Origin of the sequence: Aeromonas sp. 159 (genome assembly GCF_963862045.1) — a bacterium.
GTDB lineage: Bacteria > Pseudomonadota > Gammaproteobacteria > Enterobacterales > Aeromonadaceae > Aeromonas > Aeromonas veronii.
Map to the genome: position 1 here is coordinate 18,178 of NZ_CAWLMI010000042.1, position 16,950 is coordinate 35,127.

Sequence of the window (16,950 nt, forward strand, 5' to 3'; positions counted from 1 at the left end):
TGCGGTTATCCTTGGGGTAAGATGGTGCCATGTCTGTTTATTTATACAGTGGTATGCGCAAAATCATCCATATCGACATGGACTGCTTTTTTGCCGCGGTGGAGATGCGGGACAATCCGGCGTTGCGGGAGGTGCCGCTTGCCATCGGTGGGTCCTCCGAGCGGCGCGGCGTCATCTCGACCTGCAACTATGTGGCGCGCCGGTTCGGGGTGCGCTCCGCCATGCCGAGCGCGCTGGCGAAAAAACTCTGCCCGCCGCTGGTACTGATCCCTGGGCGAATGGCGGTGTACAAGGATATCTCCCGTCAGCTCAGGGCCATTTTCCTGCGCTATACCGATCAGGTTGAACCGCTGTCGCTGGATGAGGCTTACCTCGACGTGACCCACAGTCGCTGTTGTGGCGGCAGCGCCACCCTGATGGCGCAAGAGATCCGGCAAGCCATCGTCTCCGAACTGGGATTGACCGCCTCGGCCGGAGTGGCCCCCAACAAGTTTCTCGCCAAGCTCGCCTCGGAGCAGCGCAAGCCTGATGGTCTGTTTGTCATTCGTCCCGACGAAGTGGCCGAATTTGTCTGCCAGTTGCCACTTGGCAAACTGCCCGGGGTGGGGCGCAAGACTGCCGAGCGGCTGGAGGCTCAGGGGCTTTACACCTGTGAGGATGCGCGGGCCTTGTCGGCACAAGAGCTGTGCAGCCGTTTTGGCAAGCTGGGGGATATGTTGACGACCCGGATCTGGGGGCTGGATGAACAGCCGGTGCAGGCGCACCGGATCCGCAAAACCATCGGGGTGGAGACCACTTTGGCGAGCGATGTTTGTGACGAAGCCGCCTGCCTGACGGTATTGCAGCAACTGCTGCCGGAGCTGGAGCGGCGATTTCAGCTGGCGTGCCATGCCGAGCAGGTGATGGGGCAGGGGATCAAGCTCAAGTTTGCCGATTTCCACCAGACCACCGTCTATCGCAGTCAGGGTGGCTATCAGCCAGCCTTGTTTGTTCCCCTGCTCAAAGAGGGGCTACAGCGGGCGCAAGGGCGTTCGGTTCGTCTGCTGGGCTTGGTGGTGGGTTTGCCAAAAGAGGGTGAAGTTAATCAACTCTCGCTGGATTTGCTGTGAGAGAGTTAAGTTTTTGTTTATAAAGTCGATAATCTATCCATATCTGTATGACGTAGGAATATTGGCATGAGCGCTCTTTCTGTCCAGGGTCGGATTACCCTGATCGCCGGTTGCTGTCTGTTGGTGACAGCCGCCGCTCTGGTTGCCTCTTCGATTTACAACGCGAACAAGATGCAGCAGCAGGTGCGGCAAGCCACCATGCACGAGGCGCAGCAGTCTGCCGAAAACTGGATGAAGGCGATGGGCTCGGAGCAGGCGGCCAAGGTGACCAGCTATCTCGATGAGGCCTATTTCCGCGCCAGTTTGCTGGCGGAGAGCGTGTTGTTCCAGCGCAAGAATGCGGCCGAGAACTTTGTCCATTCGGAGGCGCTGCGCAGCGCCGTCAATCAGCAACTGCACGATGCTGTTGCCTCATCGACCAATCTGCTTGGTGTCTATGCGGTGTTCGAGCCTGATCAGCTGGATGGGGAAGACAGCAACTATCAGGGCTCAACGGCGCTGGGTTCCAACGACAAGGGGCGTTTTTCCAGTTACTGGGCCTATGACAACGGCAAGATAGAGCCTGAAGTGCAGAATGAGGATGTACTGGCCGATGAGAGCCCGACCGAGGCTGGTGGCATCGAAAACGAGTGGTATCGCTGCAGTATTCGCACCCGTGTCCTCTGCCTGCTGGAGCCCTATCTGGACGATGTGGGCGATAAACAGATATTGATGACCTCGGTGACGGTCCCGCTGCTGGAGCAGGAAACCTTGCTGGGGATGGTCGGGGTCGATATCTCGCTGGCCACCTTGCAGAGTCTGGTCAGTACCATGGACAAAGAGCTCTATGACGGCAAGGGCAGAATCTTGCTGGTCAGTCACGAGGGGCGCGTGGCGGGAGCCGATGAGTTCGATGTGACAATGGGGCGCGGGTTGGATCAGAAGTATCAGGGGCTGGCCAGCGAGCTGAAAGCCTGGCTCAGTCAGGGTCAGGAGCTGACTCGCTGGAGCAGCGACGGCGCCCTGTTGCAGACCTTTGTCCCAGTATCCATGCGTGGCACCGACCGTAAATGGGGCATCTACATTGAATTGCCACGGGCCGTAGTGCTGGCCTCGGCCCAGCAACTGCAAGATGAGCTGGCCAGTGAGGCCAATCGCAGCGTGGTCTCGCAGCTGTCGATCGGGGTGCTGATCTCGCTGGTGGCCCTGAGTTTTATCTGGTTGATGGCGCGCCAGATTGTGGCGCCCATCCGCGCCGTGGTTGCCCGCCTCAAGGATATCGCCAGCGGCGAGGGGGATTTGACCCAGCGTATCGAGATCCAGCGGCAAGACGAGATCGGCGAGCTGGCCAAGTGGTTCAACAGCTTCCTCAACAAGTTGCAATCCACCATCAGTCAGGTGATTGATACCGTCTCCGGTACGCGCAACAGTGCCGAGCGAGCCGCGCAGGTGGCCGAGCGCACCAGCAGCGGCATGCAGGCCCAGTATCAGGAGATCGATCTGGTGGCAACGGCATTTGAAGAGCTGAGCGCCACGGCGTTGCAGGTCTCCGGTAATGCCGGCTCGGCGGTGGCGGCTGCCAACACCACTGACGCTGCAGCGCAAGAGGGCAAATATGTCGTTGCCGACACCCAGGAGGCGATGCGAAAGCTGATGATCATCATCAACGATGCCCAGCCGGTGGTGGAGCTGCTCTCGGCCAACAGCGACAACATCAACGATATTCTCACCGTGATCCAGGGGATTGCCGAGCAGACCAACTTGCTGGCGCTGAATGCGGCTATTGAAGCGGCGCGGGCCGGTGAGCAGGGCCGTGGCTTTGCCGTGGTGGCTGATGAGGTGCGCAATCTGGCGGGTCGCACCCAGAATGCCATCGTCGAGATCCAGACTCTGATCAGCCAACTGCAATCCGGTACCGGCGCCGTGGTCAAGGCGATCCGCGATGGTCATGGTCAGGCTGACGAGACGCTCGCCAAGGTGGATCTCTCGGTGCAGGTGCTGGAGCAGATTATCCAGTCGGTCTCCACCATCCATCAGATGAACGAGCAGATTGCCCGAGCGGCGCAGGAGCAGAGCCGGGTGGCGGACGAGATAAACCGCAACGTCAGCAACATTCGCGATGTGAGCCACACCATTCGGGCCGAGGCGGCGACCTCCGCCGAGAATGGTCGCGAGCTCTCTGCGCTGGCGGATAAACAGCAGCAGCTGGTGGGGCAGTTCAAGGTATAGAAGGGATGAAAAAAGGCGCCATCCAGCTGGAGGCGCCAAACACATTCAGATGACAGACTGGGTCAAACCGGTGAGATTTGAGCCCCTCTTCCCGCAGAGGAAGAAACACAACACCACAATCACAGTCGAAAGACTCACTAAAAACACATGTAAACCAACACGTAGTAGAAAATGTGAGCCATATGACGACTGATTGCTGGGCGAATTATGTTTATTCACTGGTCGACCCGCAACCGACAAATTATAATGCGCCCCATTAGAAAAACTCATCGTCGGCTGGTGTCATGTCTCGTCGTTTACCCCCGCTCAATGCCCTCAAGGCGTTTGAAGCAGCGGCTCGTCACTTAAGCTTTACCCGCGCAGCAGAAGAGTTGTTTGTGACTCAGGCTGCCATCAGTCACCAGATCAAGGCGCTGGAGGAGTATCTTGGCATCAAGCTGTTCCGCCGCAAAAATCGCTCCTTGTTGCTGACCGAAGAGGGGCAGGGCTATTTCCTGGATATCAAGGACATCTTTGCCTCCATCTCTGAGGCGACCGACAAGCTGCTGGCCCGCAGTGCCAAGGGGGCATTGACTGTCAGTTTGCAGCCGAGTTTCGCCATCCAGTGGCTGGTGCCGCGGTTGGTCAAGTTCAGCGAGCGCCACCCCGATATCGACGTGCGGATCAAGGCGGTCGATCTCGACGAAGGGTCGCTCACCGACGATGTGGATGTGGCCATCTACTACGGGCGCGGCAACTGGCCGGGTCTGCGCTCGGACAAACTGCATACCGAATACCTGATCCCGGTCTGCTCCCCCTTGCTGCTGACCGGGCCCAAACCGCTGCGTACGCCGCAAGATTTGACTCTTCATACCCTGCTGCACGATACCTCCCGTCGCGACTGGAAGGCCTGGTTCCGCCAGCTCGATATCGATGCACCCAACGTCAATCAGGGGCCCATCTTTAGCCACTCCACCATGGTGATCCAGGCGGCGATCCACGGCCAGGGGGTGGCGCTTGGCCACAGCGTGCTGGCACAACCCGAGATTGAGGCTGGCCGCCTTATCTGCCCGTTCGAGCAGGTGCTGGTGAGCAAAAATGCTTTCTATCTGGTGTGCCAGGAACAACAGTCGGATCAGGGCAAGATCGTGGCCTTCCGCGACTGGATGCTGGAGCTGGTGGAGCAGGAAGAGGCGCGTCGCAGGGCAAGGCTCGCCGATGCGTGAGGTGATCCGCGAGGGGGCAATTGATGCCCCCGTTCGCATTTTGCTGGCCCACGGGGCAGGCGCGGGGATGGATCATGCCTTTCTTGCCGAGTTGTCACGTCTGCTGGCTGGCCCCGACATCGAAGTGGTGCGCTTCAACTTTCCCTACATGACAAAGCGTGCACAGGATGGCAAACGCCGCCCGCCGGACAGGGCGCCTGTGCTGCTCGCCCATTGGCGCGACATGATCCGCGAGTTTGCCCATCCACGGCTGTTTCTGGCGGGCAAGTCGATGGGCGGGCGGATGGCGGCGGAACTGTATAGCGAAGGCGAGGGTGAGATGAATGCTGCAGGATTGCTCATTCTCGGGTATCCTTTCCACCCTCCGGCCAAGCCCGACAGTTGGCGAGGCGAGGTACTCAAGCATATTGCAGTGCCAACTCTGCTGTTGCAGGGGGAGCGCGATACCTTCGGTAGTCGCGCCGAACTGGCCGATTTCCCCTTCTCACCCGCCGTATCGGTCCATTGGTTGACCGATGGTGATCATGGTTTCAAACCGCGTAAAGCCAGTGGCGTGAGTGAGCAGGAGAATATGCAGCATGCAGCGGCGGCCATCAGCCATTTTGTGGCCCGGCACGGATAGCACGATAGGGTTGGTTTTATTGCCAGCCTCGATTAGAGGGGAGAGTGAGGATGCAGATCCATCGACATTGGCTGATACTGGCCGGTCTCTTCGGGTTGACGGCCACCATGCTGGGGGCTTATGGCGCCCATGGATTGGCGGCGACCGGCATTACGCCCGAGCGTCTGGCGGCATTCAATACCGCTGTGCAATATCAGTTTTTTCACGCATTGGCCCTGCTGGTTCTGGGCTGGTGTGGTGTGCGCAGCAGGGTGATCCACCTGGCTGGCACCGCTTTTGTGCTGGGGATCATCGGATTCTCCGGCAGTATTTACGCCATGGTGCTGCTTGGCAGCAAGGGGCTGGGATTGATTACCCCAGCCGGTGGCCTCTGTTTTATGTTGGGATGGGCGGCCCTCTGCTGGGCTGGCTGTCGTCTTGGAGGAAAAAATGAATAATCTGCTGCTTTATTGCCGCCCCGGTTTTGAGAAAGAGGCGGCTGCAGAGATCACCGAGCGTGCCGGTAACATGCAGTGCTACGGTTTCGCCCGGGTCAAGGACGACAGCGGTTATGTGATCTTCGAACTGTATGACGAGGAGCAGGCGGACCTGCTGGCTCGCAAGCTGCCATTCCGGGAGCTCATCTTCATCCGCCAGATGCTGGTGGTCACCCATGAGCTGAAGGAGCTGGATGTCGCGGACAGGATCTCCCCCATCCTTGAGGCGGTGAGTGACTACACCATTTGCGGTGATCTGCGTGTCGAAACCGCGGATACCAACGAAGCGAAAGAGCTGTCGGCCTTCTGCCGCAAGTTCACCGTGCCGCTGCGTCAGGCGCTGCGCAGCAACGAGATCCTGACCAAGAAGGAGACGCCAAACCGTCCGGTGTTCCACGCCTTCTTCATGGCCAATGATCATGTCTTGCTGGGCTACTCCTATTCGTTCAACAACTCCGGATTCCACATGGGGATCCCGCGCCTGCGCTTCCCGGCCGATGCACCGAGCCGCTCCAGCCTCAAGCTGGAGGAGGCGTTTTACGTGTTCGTGCCGCGGGAAGAGTGGGATGTGCGTCTCTGTTCAGGCATGAAGGCTGTGGATCTGGGCGCCTGCCCGGGTGGCTGGACCTATCAGCTGGTGCGTCGTGGCATGATGGTGACGGCGGTTGACAACGGCATGATGGCCCAATCCCTGATGGATACCGGTCAGGTCAAGCACATCCGGGATGACGGTTTCGTCTGGCGTCCGAGCAAGAAGAACACCTACTGGCTGGTGTGCGACATGGTCGATAAACCGGCGCGGGTCGTTCACATGATTGCGGACTGGTTCCGTGAGGGCGACTGCCAGGAGGCGATGTTCAACCTCAAGCTGCCGATGAAGAAGCGTTATGCTGAATCGGTACACAATATCGAAGTGCTGCGCGAGAGGCTCAAGGAGATCGACAACGCGTTCGTGATCCAGGCCAAGCAGCTCTATCACGATCGAGAAGAGATCACCGTACATGTTTACAACAAGTACTGGGTCTCCAAACTCGAGCCCAAGGCGTGATGTAGCCGTTCAGCCCGTACGATAAATACCAAGGCCGACAGGGAACCTGTCGGCCTTTTGCTATTCGGCTGCCGGAAAATATCAGAAACGGTAATCGAGGCGCAGGGAGGATTCGTCGTCGGTCACCTTGATCTCTATCTGCAGCGGGATGGTTTTGTCGACCGGATTGAATTGCATCTTTATCCCGTCCCCTCTCAGCCTGAGGGCGGTGTTCATTCCGCCAGCCTTGAACTTGACCTTTGGTCTGAAGCGTTCGACCGACAGACTGACGCTCTTTTCCGGGGTCAGATTGAGCTGCGGGTAGGAGGTGATCTTTTGATTGCCAAAGTTGTCGGTGGAGACTTCAATACCAAACGACAGGGGTTTGGGTGCCTTGAGCAGGTCGTTGGTATTCAGGCTCGAGCGCCATACCTCGGTGGCAGTCCGTTTTTCCTGCTGTGGCAGTTTGGCGGTTTGGGTCTGTTGATCCTGCTCGAAAGCACTGGCAGTACCACACACCAGCATCAGGCCCGACACCAGATAGCACCCGTATCCCTTCATGAAAAACACTCCCTGTTCTTTTTCTCTATTGAACATAGTTGCTGTTCGGGGAGTGGCAAAGGATTCGGAAACATAAAAAAGGGAGCCGAAGCTCCCTTTTAAAATCAATGAATTAACTCACAGGCGATCGATGATGGCCTGGGTGAATTCGCTGGTGGAAGCCGTGCCACCCAGATCGCGGGTGACCCGATCACCGGATTCGATGGTGGCTCGTACTGCCTCGCGTATCCGCTCTGCTTTATCCTGCATGCTGAGGTATTCCAGCATCTGGATGGAGGCAAGGATCACCGAGGTTGGGTTGGCGATATTCTTGCCAGCTATGTCAGGCGCAGAGCCGTGGACCGCTTCGAAGATGGCCGCGCCATCGCCAATGTTGGCGCCGGGAGCCATGCCGAGACCGCCGACCAGACCGGCGCAAAGATCCGAGAGGATGTCGCCGAACAGGTTGGTGGTGACCATGACATCGAAACGCTCCGGGTACATCACCAGGTTCATGCAGGCGGCATCGACGATCATCTCTTCGCTCTGTATATCCGGATAGTGGCTGGCGATTTCACGTGCCACTTCGAGGAACAGGCCGGAGGTTGACTTGAGGATGTTCGCCTTATGGATGATGGTGACCTTCTTGCGCCCTTCCTGACGGGCCAGCTCGAAGGCGAACTTGACGATGCGCTCGGCTCCTTCGCGGGTGATGATGCTCATCGCCTCGGCACTCTTGTTGTCATCGCTGCGCTTCTGACCTGCACCCGAGTACATCCCTTCGGTGTTTTCACGTACCGTGATGATGTCGATGTTGTCGTAACGGCTGCGGGTGCCCTTGAAGGAGATGACCGGACGCACGTTGGCGTAGAGGTTGAACTTCTTGCGCAGGGAGACGTTGATGGAGGTAAAACCGCCGCCGACCGGTGTGGTCAATGGCCCTTTCAGGCTCACCTTGTTCTTCTCAATCAGATCCAGGGTAGCCTGGGGCAGCAGCTCGCCATGCTTCTCGAGGGCAACCAGACCCGCATCAGCGTATTCGTACTCAAAGTCACAGCCCGCATGGGTCAGGATCTGGATGGCTGATTCAATGATGCTGGGGCCGATGCCGTCGCCGGGGATCACGGTAATTTTTCTTTTGGACATGAGAGGGTTCCACTTCCAGGGTATAGGGGAGGATGGGGCTGCTTTATAGCATTTACTCAGCAAACCAACCACATTCCTTTACATTCTACTCACTTTTATCAACAGCGAGGGTGAGTCTCGTCATGGTTCACGCCCTTGCCTGCATTTTTGTTCGGCACTTTAGTCCGGCTGGGGCGGGTAGCGGATGTCCCGCAGGTTGAATCCCAGCGGAATATCCCGCTGCAAGCGCACCAGCCGCTGGGCCAGCAGGGCCTCATCCTGATGTTGGCGCAGCTTGATCAGTGGCTTGGCTGCATCCTCTTGCTGGCAGGCCTCGAGCATGGCTGCAAGATTGCAATATTGCTGCAACAACTGGGTGGCGGTCTTGGGGCCAATCCCCGGAACCCCCTTGATATTGGAACCGCTGATACCGGTAAGCGCCCAGAAATCGACCAGCTGAGCAGGGGCTACCCCATATTGCTGCTGGACGAAGGCAGCATCCAGCCAGCGCTTGTTGAAGTAGTCGCGCACCCGGATCTGCGGGCAGATCAGTTGGCAGAACCCCTTGTCGGTGGAGATGATGGTCGCCTGATGGCCATGGCTGGCGATGCCGCTTGCCAGGGTGGCTATGAGATCATCCGCTTCATCGGTCTCGGAGAGCAGGGCATCGACCCCGCACTCCCAAAAGGCATCCTGCAGGGTCGCCAACCCCTCACGCAGTTCGGGGGGCATGGGAGTTCGCCCCTCCTTGTAGGCCGGATAGACCTCCTTGCGCCAGCTATGCACCTCGCCATCGCTCTCTCCGTCAAAGATCGCAATGACATGGGTCGGCTCGCTATTGGCCAGCAGCTTGCGGCAGGTATTGATAAGGTTGGCGCGGGTTGCAACCAGCGCCTGGGCAGGGGTCAGTGCCTGCTGGGCCTGTACCGCGTGCAGACGGCGAATGAGGTTGAGGGCATCGATGATGAGCAGGTGTGGCCGGATAGTTGACATGGGGCACTCTTGGCGGTCGGGACGCCCCATTGTAACAAACCGCTCGCCTTATGGGGATTGATGGCGGTCGGGAAGGCATAGCACCAATAAAGAGGGGCGCCGATGCGCCCCTCTTTCGATGATGTATCTGTACCCTAGCGGACGATTTCGTAGCAGGGCACATACTGGCTGCCCGGCAGCTTCATCCGCTGCTGCTTGACGAAGCTCTCCAGCAGTTTGTCCATCAGGTGCATCAACTCCTTGTCTCCGTGCAGCTTGAAGGGGCCCTTCTTCTCGATGGCGCGAATGCCCCCTTCCTTGACGTTGCCAGCGACGATGCCGGAGAAGGCACGACGCAGGTTGGCGGCCAGCAACTGGGGCGGCTGGTTGCGGTGCAGATCCAGACTGGCCATGCTGGCGTGATCCGGTTCGAAGGGGAGCTGGAACTCCGGCTCAATCTTGAGGGACCAGTTGAAAGAGTAGGCATCACCGACCGATTTGCGGTATTCGCGAATTTTCGGCATCGCCTCTTTCATCACTCGGGCTACTTCAGGCGCATCGCCAACGATGATCCGGTAGAGCTTGGTCGCCGGTTCACCGAGGGTCGCCTTGATGAAGTCGTCGATGGCACGGAAGTAGTCGGCACTCTCTTTCGGGCCGGTCAGGATGATGGGCATGGGTTGTCGTTCGTTGGCCGGATGCATCATGATGCCGAGCAGATAGAGCAGCTCTTCGGCGGTGCCGACCCCGCCCGGGAAGATGATGATACCATGGCCCAGACGCACGAATGCTTCCAGCCGTTTCTCGATATCCGGCAGGATCACCAGCTCGTTGACGATGGGGTTGGGCGGCTCGGCCGCAATGATGGAGGGCTCTGTGAGGCCGATGTAGCGCCCGTTGCGCACCCGCTGTTTGGCATGGCCGACGGCGGCCCCCTTCATCGGGCCCTCCATGGCTCCCGGGCCGCAACCGGTACAGATGTTCAGCTCACGCAAGCCCAGCTCGCTGCCCACTGCGCGGGTGTACTGGTACTCGATCTCGTTGATGGAGTGGCCACCCCAGCAGACGATCAGGTTGGGATCGGCGCCAGGCAGGATCACCTTGGCGTTGCGCAGGATGGCGAACACCACGTTGGAGATATGAGTCGAATTGGTGAGGTTGACCAGCCGGTTCGATTCAAGCTGGTTGGAGACATAGAGAATGTCGCGCAGCACCGAGAAGAGGTGCTCCTGAATGCCGCGAATGATCTCGCCATCCACAAAGGCGTGCTCGGGGGCATTGAACAGTTCCAGCTTGACCCCGCGCTCGCGCCGGATCACATGAATATCGAACGATTTGAAGCGCTCCAGGATCTCCTTGGAGCTGTCGGTATGGCTACCGGAATTGAGCACTGCCAGCGAGCAGTTGCGAAACAGTTGATAGATATCGCTGGAGGCAGTCTGCTTGAGGCGATCCACCTCGAGCTGTGACAGCAAATCCATGCTGCCAACGGGATTGATGTGCGTAATCATAGGTTCCCCTTTACTCACTTGTTATCGTTGTGTTTTTCCCTGGGGAGAAAAGGGGACGCTATGTTGCATCCCCTGAGATCGATAGTAGTGGTAACAGAGGGTGGAGGGAAATAGGGCGATGACTGTTCGCTGTTTTTTTAGCCGCTTGTCAGGCCAGTGTCACTTGATCCCGACCGGTGTGCTTGGAGTGGTAGAGCGCCTTGTCCGCCCGCTCGAACACATCTGATGGGTTGTCCCCATCCTTGAACAGGGTTGCACCGATGGAAATGGTGATCTCCACCTTGGCATCGCGAAAACGGAACGGGATGCTCTTGATGGTCTGGCGCAGGGTCTCCAGCGGCTTCTGGAACTTGTCCGGGTTGATGTTGGGCAGCAACACCACGAACTCTTCTCCACCAAAACGGGCGATGAAATCAGTGTCACGCAGCGCGCTCTGCAGCGCCTTGGCGACTACTTTCAACGCCTTGTCACCCGCCATATGGCCGTAGTTGTCATTGATGTTCTTGAAGTGATCGATGTCGATGATCGCCATGCAGAGCGGAGTGCGGTAACGAAGCCAACGTTTGTACTCCTGCTCCAGCCGTTCATCGAGGGCAGCCCGGTTGTGTACCTGGGTCAGGCTGTCGAGGAACAGCTTGTGTTTTTGAATGGTCAGCCGCTTCTTGTACTCGGCGGTCTCCTCCTTCATCAAGCGCAGCTTGGACTCCATGGTGGAGAGGCGGGTGAGCAGGTGACGTTCCCGTGCTGCGGTACTTTCCCGTTCTTGAAGCAGCAGGTTGATGGCGCCCATATGGCCGGAGATGGCGCGCTTGAGCGCATCGATGGAGTTATGGCTGGCCAGAGAGTGATCGATCGCCTGCAACTCGTTGACCAGTGCCTCGCGGGTCTCTCGGGTTTCGTTTTGCAGCGCACGACCCTCATCGAGGGATTCGGTAAAGCCGACATGTACCGCGGAGAGGCTCTCGTTGAGGGAGCTGAGGAAGGCGCGGGAGGCTTTGCGCTCCTCACGGGTGCCTTCGATGATGAGCTCGATCACCTGCAGGCAGGTTTCCGCCAGCAGGGCAGGGTTGATCCCGATCAGCAGTTGGCGGCGAATATCGCTCAGGCTCTCGCCGATGGCGCCTGCAAAGTCGAGTTCGGTGATAAGCCGCTGCAGCTCATCGGCGATGCGAGCGTGATCCTTGAGATCAAACGGGTCGACATCGGGCTGGCCATCGTTGCTGGCAGTATCGCTTTCTTGTTGAGTTGCACCTGACGGTGCCAACAGGGGCTGACTTGGCAGCAGCTGGATCTTGATCGCCTGCTGGTAGAACTCCAGCAGCTTGATCACCTTCTTTTGGTGATCGGCAATGCCGTAACCGGCGGGACTTGCCAGAAATTCCTTGAGGGACTTGCGGGTCTCTTCCGGGAAGCCCTTGATGTTTTTCAGCTGTTTGGAACCAAGATCGATGGCGGTCTGGGTCAGGGTGATCGACTCTTCCAGCGCATTGCTGTGCTGCTGCAGCAATTTTTCAATGGCCAGCAGGTCGGCGTCCAGCGAGGTAAATGCGGGATTGTTATCCAGTTTCTGCTTGAGCTTGGCGAAGCGATTGTCCAGCTCGCGGTCGAAGCCACGGCAGGAGAGCATCAACTTGTTGATAAACTGGATGCCGCGAGCACGCTCTGCATCGGAAAACGACAGCACGCCGTCGAGTTCCAGCTGTTTCTGCTGAAGGGATTCCCTGAGTCTTGCCAATTGTCCTGCTACGGCAGCGATGTCATTCATTATCAGGTCGCCCTGTTGTCATTATTGTTTTTGGTGTTGGATAGCAACAGTGGTCGAACCTGGTTTCGATCCTCGCCTGTTATCTACATTATTTCCTGATGGTTATCGGCTGCCGGCTTCCTTGCAAGGCTGGGCCAATTAACCCATTGCTTTTCATGAGAAGAATTGACTTTTACCAGTCCCTTGTCAATTGCCATCAGGCCGCATTGCCACACATCTCCATTAAAAAATGCCGCTTGTTGGCAATCGATCGCCGCCAGCTCCAACCAGGCGTTTTGCTGGCATTTTTCACTGAGCTGAATGGCTCCCGACAGGGCGAGATAGCAGAGGTCAAACAGGCCATTGTGATCGAGCGCGGTCGCCGCTTTCGGCAGGAAGGGGTGACTGACAATCCCGAGGCTGATCCGGCGATCCAGCGGATAGTTGCAAGGGAAGGCGGCGATGGCGGTCAGCAGGTCTCCCGCCAGTTGATGCAGGTTGGTCACGTGGCGCTGTGGCACCACATAGAGCATGTGTCCTTCACGCAAGTCATAGATACGGCCATCTTGCGGGGTCAGGGTGTCCATATAGGCACCAAAGGCCTGCTCGATTTCTCTGCTGGCCTGATAGCCGTGGCGCTCCAGCGTGTTGACCAGAAAGGGCACCCGGAACAGCAGATAGTGCAGCTTGTCATCGAACTCGCTGGAGGGCTGTTCACTGAGGTACCAGCGATCCGATTTCAGCTGGCGCTTTGCCATCTCCCTCGGCCAGCGGTTCATCAGACGCTGCCAGTTGGCTAGCCCCGAGCGTGGCTCGATCAGCAGGGCCTCATTGGTCCGTTTCAGTTGCAGGCGGGCAGTACGCAGCTTTAGCCAGAGGGTGAAGAAGAGGTAGATAAAGAGCGCCAACAGCAGGCTGGTGGTGATACTCGACCAGAGATAGCGCTCCTGCTGGTGCTGGCTGTTGTTAAGTCGCTGCTCCAGCTCCTTGATATGTTGCACCCGCTCGACCTGGACATAGTTGTCGCGGATCGCCGCCTGCTCCATGGCTTGCTCCTGCTGGCGCACCTCTTCGCCAAGACGGTGGAAGCGCTTGTAGCTGTCGAGAGCCTGACGCAGATACCCCTTCTGCTCGTAGGCCAGCGACAACAGGCGGAATACCTCGTACTGACGGCGGGTATCACCGAGCTGATTGGCCAGCGCGCGGGCGTTCTCCAACTGCAGGATGGCGATGGCGGCCTCCTGCTTCTTCAGATAGAGCTCGCCGAGCAGCAGCAGGGTATCGATCAGCGGCTCTTTGGCATCGCTCAGTTCGTGAGACTGACGGGCCGCATTGAGGTAGTTGCTGGCCAGCGAAAGGTTGCCGCTTTGCAGGTAGGTTTTGCCAATTTCATATTTGAGCAGGGAGGCTTGTGGTCGGTTGCTCCCCTCATCGAGCAGGTCCAGCGCATTGAAGAAGTAGACCAGCGCCATATTGAGGTCGCCCTGCTCGCGGTTGAGTCGTGCCAGCACCATCAGGGAGTCGCACAGCAGGGAGGGGTTGCCGATGGAGTGGAAGTAATTGGCCGCCTCATTGGCATACTGCAGCGCTTTCTGGGGCTCCTGCTCCTGCTGGTAGAGTTTGACTATCTGGTTCGACAGCAGGCCGAGAAAGAGCGGGTCATTGAGGCTTTTGGCCTGTTGCTGGGCATCGATATATTCCCCCAGCGCCAGTTGTGGCTGCTGCAGCGCGCGATAAAGATCGCCGCTGATGGCGCTGACCCAGGCACTGGCGAGAGGATTGGGGGTCTTGGCGGCCCAGATCCGCGCATCTGCCAAGTGGGCCTTGGCATCATCGAAGTGCTGGTTCTCGATGTCGTAGCTGGTGCGTTGCAGGCGGCCATAAATCTGCAGCTGGCTCTGCTTGAGCGTGGGGACGGCCAGCTGTTCGTCCAGTTGATCCATCAGGGCGCGGCTGGTGCTCTGGTTATCCGGTTTGAGGGCCTGACTGCGGATCTTGAGATAGAGGCCGTGGGCCTTGAGTTCCGGTTGCCGCTCTTTGTCTGCCAGCGCCATCGCCTTGTCGAGCGCTTGCTGGGTGGCCTGATATTGACCCAGTTGCAGCAGACACTCCCCTTTGAGCAGATGGGCGCCTATTGTCTGGGCCGCCGTGCTGTAACTCAGGATGGGTTCGCGATAACCGAACTCCTGGCGATTGCTGATGATTTGCTGGGGATTATTGGCTGCGCGCGTCAGGAAGGCGGTGGTGATCTGGACGCATCTGGCAGGATCGGTCAGTACCATCGATTGCGCTTGTTGCAGATCGATTGAGAGTTGCTCCTTGTCCAGATCCAGATTCGGAGCTGACAGGGAGGACATCATCATGGCCAGAAAAAACAGTTGATTCATTGGATTAAGGACGGCGCAGAGGTGTTGGCATGTTATCCAAGCCCCCCCCTGCGAGTCCAGCGTTTACTGTGGTTTGCAGGTGGCCGGCAAGTGGGTTTCGTCTGGATTTTATTATCCAGCCCCTTTATCCCTGCTGCGTAAAGCATCGATTGAAACCTTTTTGCAAGTCATGGAGGGCAGTGTACCTGCCCTCTCTGTCGCAACTCGACTTTATTGGCGGATCAGACGCAAGTTGGCGGGCGCGGCTTCGAAATCGGAGCGAAACGGGTTGATGTCGAGGCCGCCGCGGCGGGTATAGCGGGCATAGACGGTCAACTGCTCAGGCTGGCAATAGTGCTTGAGGTCGATAAAGATCCGCTCGATGCACTGCTCGTGGAACTCGTTGTGTTGGCGGAACGAGATGAGGTAGCGCAGCAGCTTCTCCCGATCGAGTTTCGGCCCTTTGTAGCGGATCACTACAGAGCCCCAGTCCGGCTGGCTGGTCACCAGACAGTTGGATTTGAGCAGGTGGCTGTGCAGGGTCTCTTCTACCTGATCGCTACCGGTTGCCCCTTGCAGCAGGGACGCATCAAACTCGTAATTGTCTACCTCGATATCCTGCTCATCAATGCACTCGCCGGGCAGCAGGGCAATCTGGTGCGGCGCCTTGTCGAGGGGGAACAGGGTCACCTTGACGGTCTCACCCGCACAGGCACTCAGATCCTTGGTCAGCATGGCGGCGACTGCCTCGATAGAGTCGCAACGGGTCTGGTTGAAGGAGTTGAGGTAGAGCTTGAAGGATTTGGATTCGATCAGGTTCGCACTGGTGGCCGGAATGACTACTTCACCCACCGCCACCATCGGCTTGCCCTTGGCGTTGAGCCAGGAGAGCTCATAGAGGGTCCAGACATCGCAACCGCTAAAGGGCAGATCATCGCCCAGCTTGAGATCATCCCGGTTCAGGCTACGTGGAACCGGTTGCAGCAGGGAGGGGGTGTACTGGCTGATGTAATCGGATTGCTGGCCCAGGCTCAGGCCGGTCAGGGCGCTGGCCCCGGCGTATCTATCTTGTTTGCTCACAGGGTTGCTCACGTAATGTGCTCATGATGAGTGGAATGAAACGGGCCATTGCAGGGCCGAATGGTTGCAGCCGTCTGGCTTGGGCGTCGGCCTCTCTGTATCCCGGGTTCTGTTTCTCGGGTCACTAGGTCGGCTGGCAACCTTGTCTGTTACCGGGTTTGGTGGTGCAATAGCGGACTTTGCCAGCAATTGTGGGGATTTTCGATGTCGGATCAAGTTTTGTCTGCCCTGGAGCACTTTTTTGCCCGCTGGCAACGGGATGGCGAGGCCAGACGAGGCCTGTCCTTGTGCGAGTGGGAGTCGGACTGGCGTTCCCCCTGCCAGCTTGGTGAGCCCGCCGATGGTCGGGTGGCCTGGCGCCCTCACCAGCGCTCCGAGCCCGGCGATTTCACCGCCATGAACGAGGCGCTGGAGCTGCAGCTTCATCCCGCAGCGACCACCCTGTTTGGCCACTGGTTCAGTCGCCCCATCCCCTGCCTTTTCAAGGGGCTGCGCCTTGAATTGATCCTGCCGTGGAACGACGCGGATCTCGACCTGCTCAGGGAGAACCTCATCGGCCACCTGCTGATGCTGCGCAAGCTAAAACGAACCCCCTCCATCTTTATTGCCACCACCCGCAACGAGATGACGCTCATCTCGCTGGATAACGAGAGTGGTCAGGTGTGGCTTGAGTGGCTCGATTCCGGCCGCCGTCTGACGCTGGCTCCCTCCCTACCGGCGTTTCTGGAGCGGCTGGAGACGTTGCCGCAATAGCACCTGTTTGAGCCAAGGTTACTCATCGGAACGAAAAGAGCCTTGCCATGCGGCAAGGCTCTTTTTTATGGCATCGCGTACAGGGAACGCGCTTAATCCTTGAAATCCCAGGAGAGGTTGGAGACCAGACGGCAGCTGTCGCACTTGAAGTCGAAGATCTCGTGCAGCGGCTCTGCCAGCGCCCACTCACCGCCACAGCTGGGGCAGGGGCG

The 16,950-nt window shown here is 58.2% G+C and carries 15 protein-coding genes; 7 read left to right on the forward strand and 8 right to left on the reverse strand.

The annotated features are described in order from the left end of the window. Window positions 1-53: 53 nt before the first annotated feature. The 6 genes from dinB (at window position 54) to rlmM (ending at window position 6,668) form a co-directional block, all read left to right on the forward strand. Complete coding sequence (gene dinB, locus AACR14_RS08945) at window positions 54-1,109, forward strand: DNA polymerase IV (protein WP_026034995.1); 1,056 nt, start codon at window positions 54-56, stop codon at window positions 1,107-1,109. A gap of 66 nt (window positions 1,110-1,175) precedes the next feature. Next, window positions 1,176-3,317 carry a methyl-accepting chemotaxis protein gene (locus tag AACR14_RS08950; RefSeq protein WP_019445900.1) on the forward strand — a complete coding sequence of 714 codons (2,142 nt, stop codon included), beginning with the start codon at window positions 1,176-1,178 and terminating at the stop codon, window positions 3,315-3,317. 284 nt (window positions 3,318-3,601) lie between these two features. Further along, the gene (locus tag AACR14_RS08955; protein WP_005338622.1) at window positions 3,602-4,522 is read left to right on the forward strand and encodes a transcriptional regulator GcvA; all 921 of its coding nucleotides are present in this window, start codon (window positions 3,602-3,604) and stop codon (window positions 4,520-4,522) included. Continuing rightward, window positions 4,515-5,144 carry an alpha/beta family hydrolase gene (locus AACR14_RS08960; RefSeq protein WP_019445901.1) on the forward strand — a complete coding sequence of 210 codons (630 nt, stop codon included), beginning with the start codon at window positions 4,515-4,517 and terminating at the stop codon, window positions 5,142-5,144. Before AACR14_RS08955 ends, AACR14_RS08960 begins: the two co-directional genes overlap by 8 nt. Window positions 5,145-5,194: 50 nt before the next feature. Then, a complete protein-coding gene (locus AACR14_RS08965; protein ID WP_019445902.1) occupies window positions 5,195-5,581 on the forward strand; it encodes a DUF423 domain-containing protein in 387 nt (128 codons plus the stop codon). After that, a complete protein-coding gene (rlmM, locus tag AACR14_RS08970; protein WP_019445903.1) occupies window positions 5,574-6,668 on the forward strand; it encodes a 23S rRNA (cytidine(2498)-2'-O)-methyltransferase RlmM in 1,095 nt (364 codons plus the stop codon). The genes AACR14_RS08965 and rlmM overlap by 8 nt, the downstream gene beginning before the upstream one ends. Before the next feature lie 81 nt (window positions 6,669-6,749). Here rlmM and AACR14_RS08975 read toward each other — a convergent pair whose 3' ends face one another. From AACR14_RS08975 to queF, 7 genes are all read right to left on the reverse strand, one after another. Further along, window positions 6,750-7,208: a hypothetical protein gene (locus AACR14_RS08975; RefSeq protein ID WP_005349721.1), complete on the reverse strand. Its 459-nt coding sequence runs from the start codon at window positions 7,206-7,208 to the stop codon at window positions 6,750-6,752. Window positions 7,209-7,325: 117 nt separating this feature from the next. Beyond that, entirely contained in the window at window positions 7,326-8,333 is a 1,008-nt protein-coding gene (locus tag AACR14_RS08980) for an isocitrate dehydrogenase (protein WP_019445904.1), read from the reverse strand. Between the two features lie 159 nt (window positions 8,334-8,492). After that, window positions 8,493-9,305, reverse strand: coding sequence for a flap endonuclease Xni (xni, locus tag AACR14_RS08985; protein ID WP_019445905.1), 813 nt, complete (start codon window positions 9,303-9,305; stop codon window positions 8,493-8,495). Window positions 9,306-9,439: 134 nt separating this feature from the next. After that, the gene (ppnN, locus tag AACR14_RS08990; RefSeq protein WP_019445906.1) at window positions 9,440-10,795 is read right to left on the reverse strand and encodes a nucleotide 5'-monophosphate nucleosidase PpnN; all 1,356 of its coding nucleotides are present in this window, start codon (window positions 10,793-10,795) and stop codon (window positions 9,440-9,442) included. Window positions 10,796-10,943: 148 nt separating this feature from the next. Next, complete coding sequence (locus AACR14_RS08995; RefSeq protein WP_019445907.1) at window positions 10,944-12,560, reverse strand: GGDEF domain-containing protein; 1,617 nt, start codon at window positions 12,558-12,560, stop codon at window positions 10,944-10,946. 83 nt (window positions 12,561-12,643) lie between these two features. Further along, complete coding sequence (locus AACR14_RS09000; protein ID WP_019445908.1) at window positions 12,644-14,926, reverse strand: tetratricopeptide repeat protein; 2,283 nt, start codon at window positions 14,924-14,926, stop codon at window positions 12,644-12,646. A 210-nt stretch (window positions 14,927-15,136) separates the two neighbouring features. Continuing rightward, entirely contained in the window at window positions 15,137-15,985 is an 849-nt protein-coding gene (gene queF / locus AACR14_RS09005; protein WP_026034996.1) for an NADPH-dependent 7-cyano-7-deazaguanine reductase QueF, read from the reverse strand. A 204-nt stretch (window positions 15,986-16,189) separates the two neighbouring features. Here queF and syd point away from each other — a divergent pair, with 204 nt between their 5' ends. Beyond that, window positions 16,190-16,738: a SecY-interacting protein gene (gene syd / locus AACR14_RS09010; RefSeq protein WP_019445910.1), complete on the forward strand. Its 549-nt coding sequence runs from the start codon at window positions 16,190-16,192 to the stop codon at window positions 16,736-16,738. A gap of 92 nt (window positions 16,739-16,830) precedes the next feature. On the opposite strand, the gene AACR14_RS09015 is transcribed toward syd, so the two are convergent. After that, a partial coding sequence (locus tag AACR14_RS09015; RefSeq protein WP_192811952.1) for a DUF2310 family Zn-ribbon-containing protein occupies window positions 16,831-16,950 on the reverse strand: 120 nt, incomplete at its 5' end.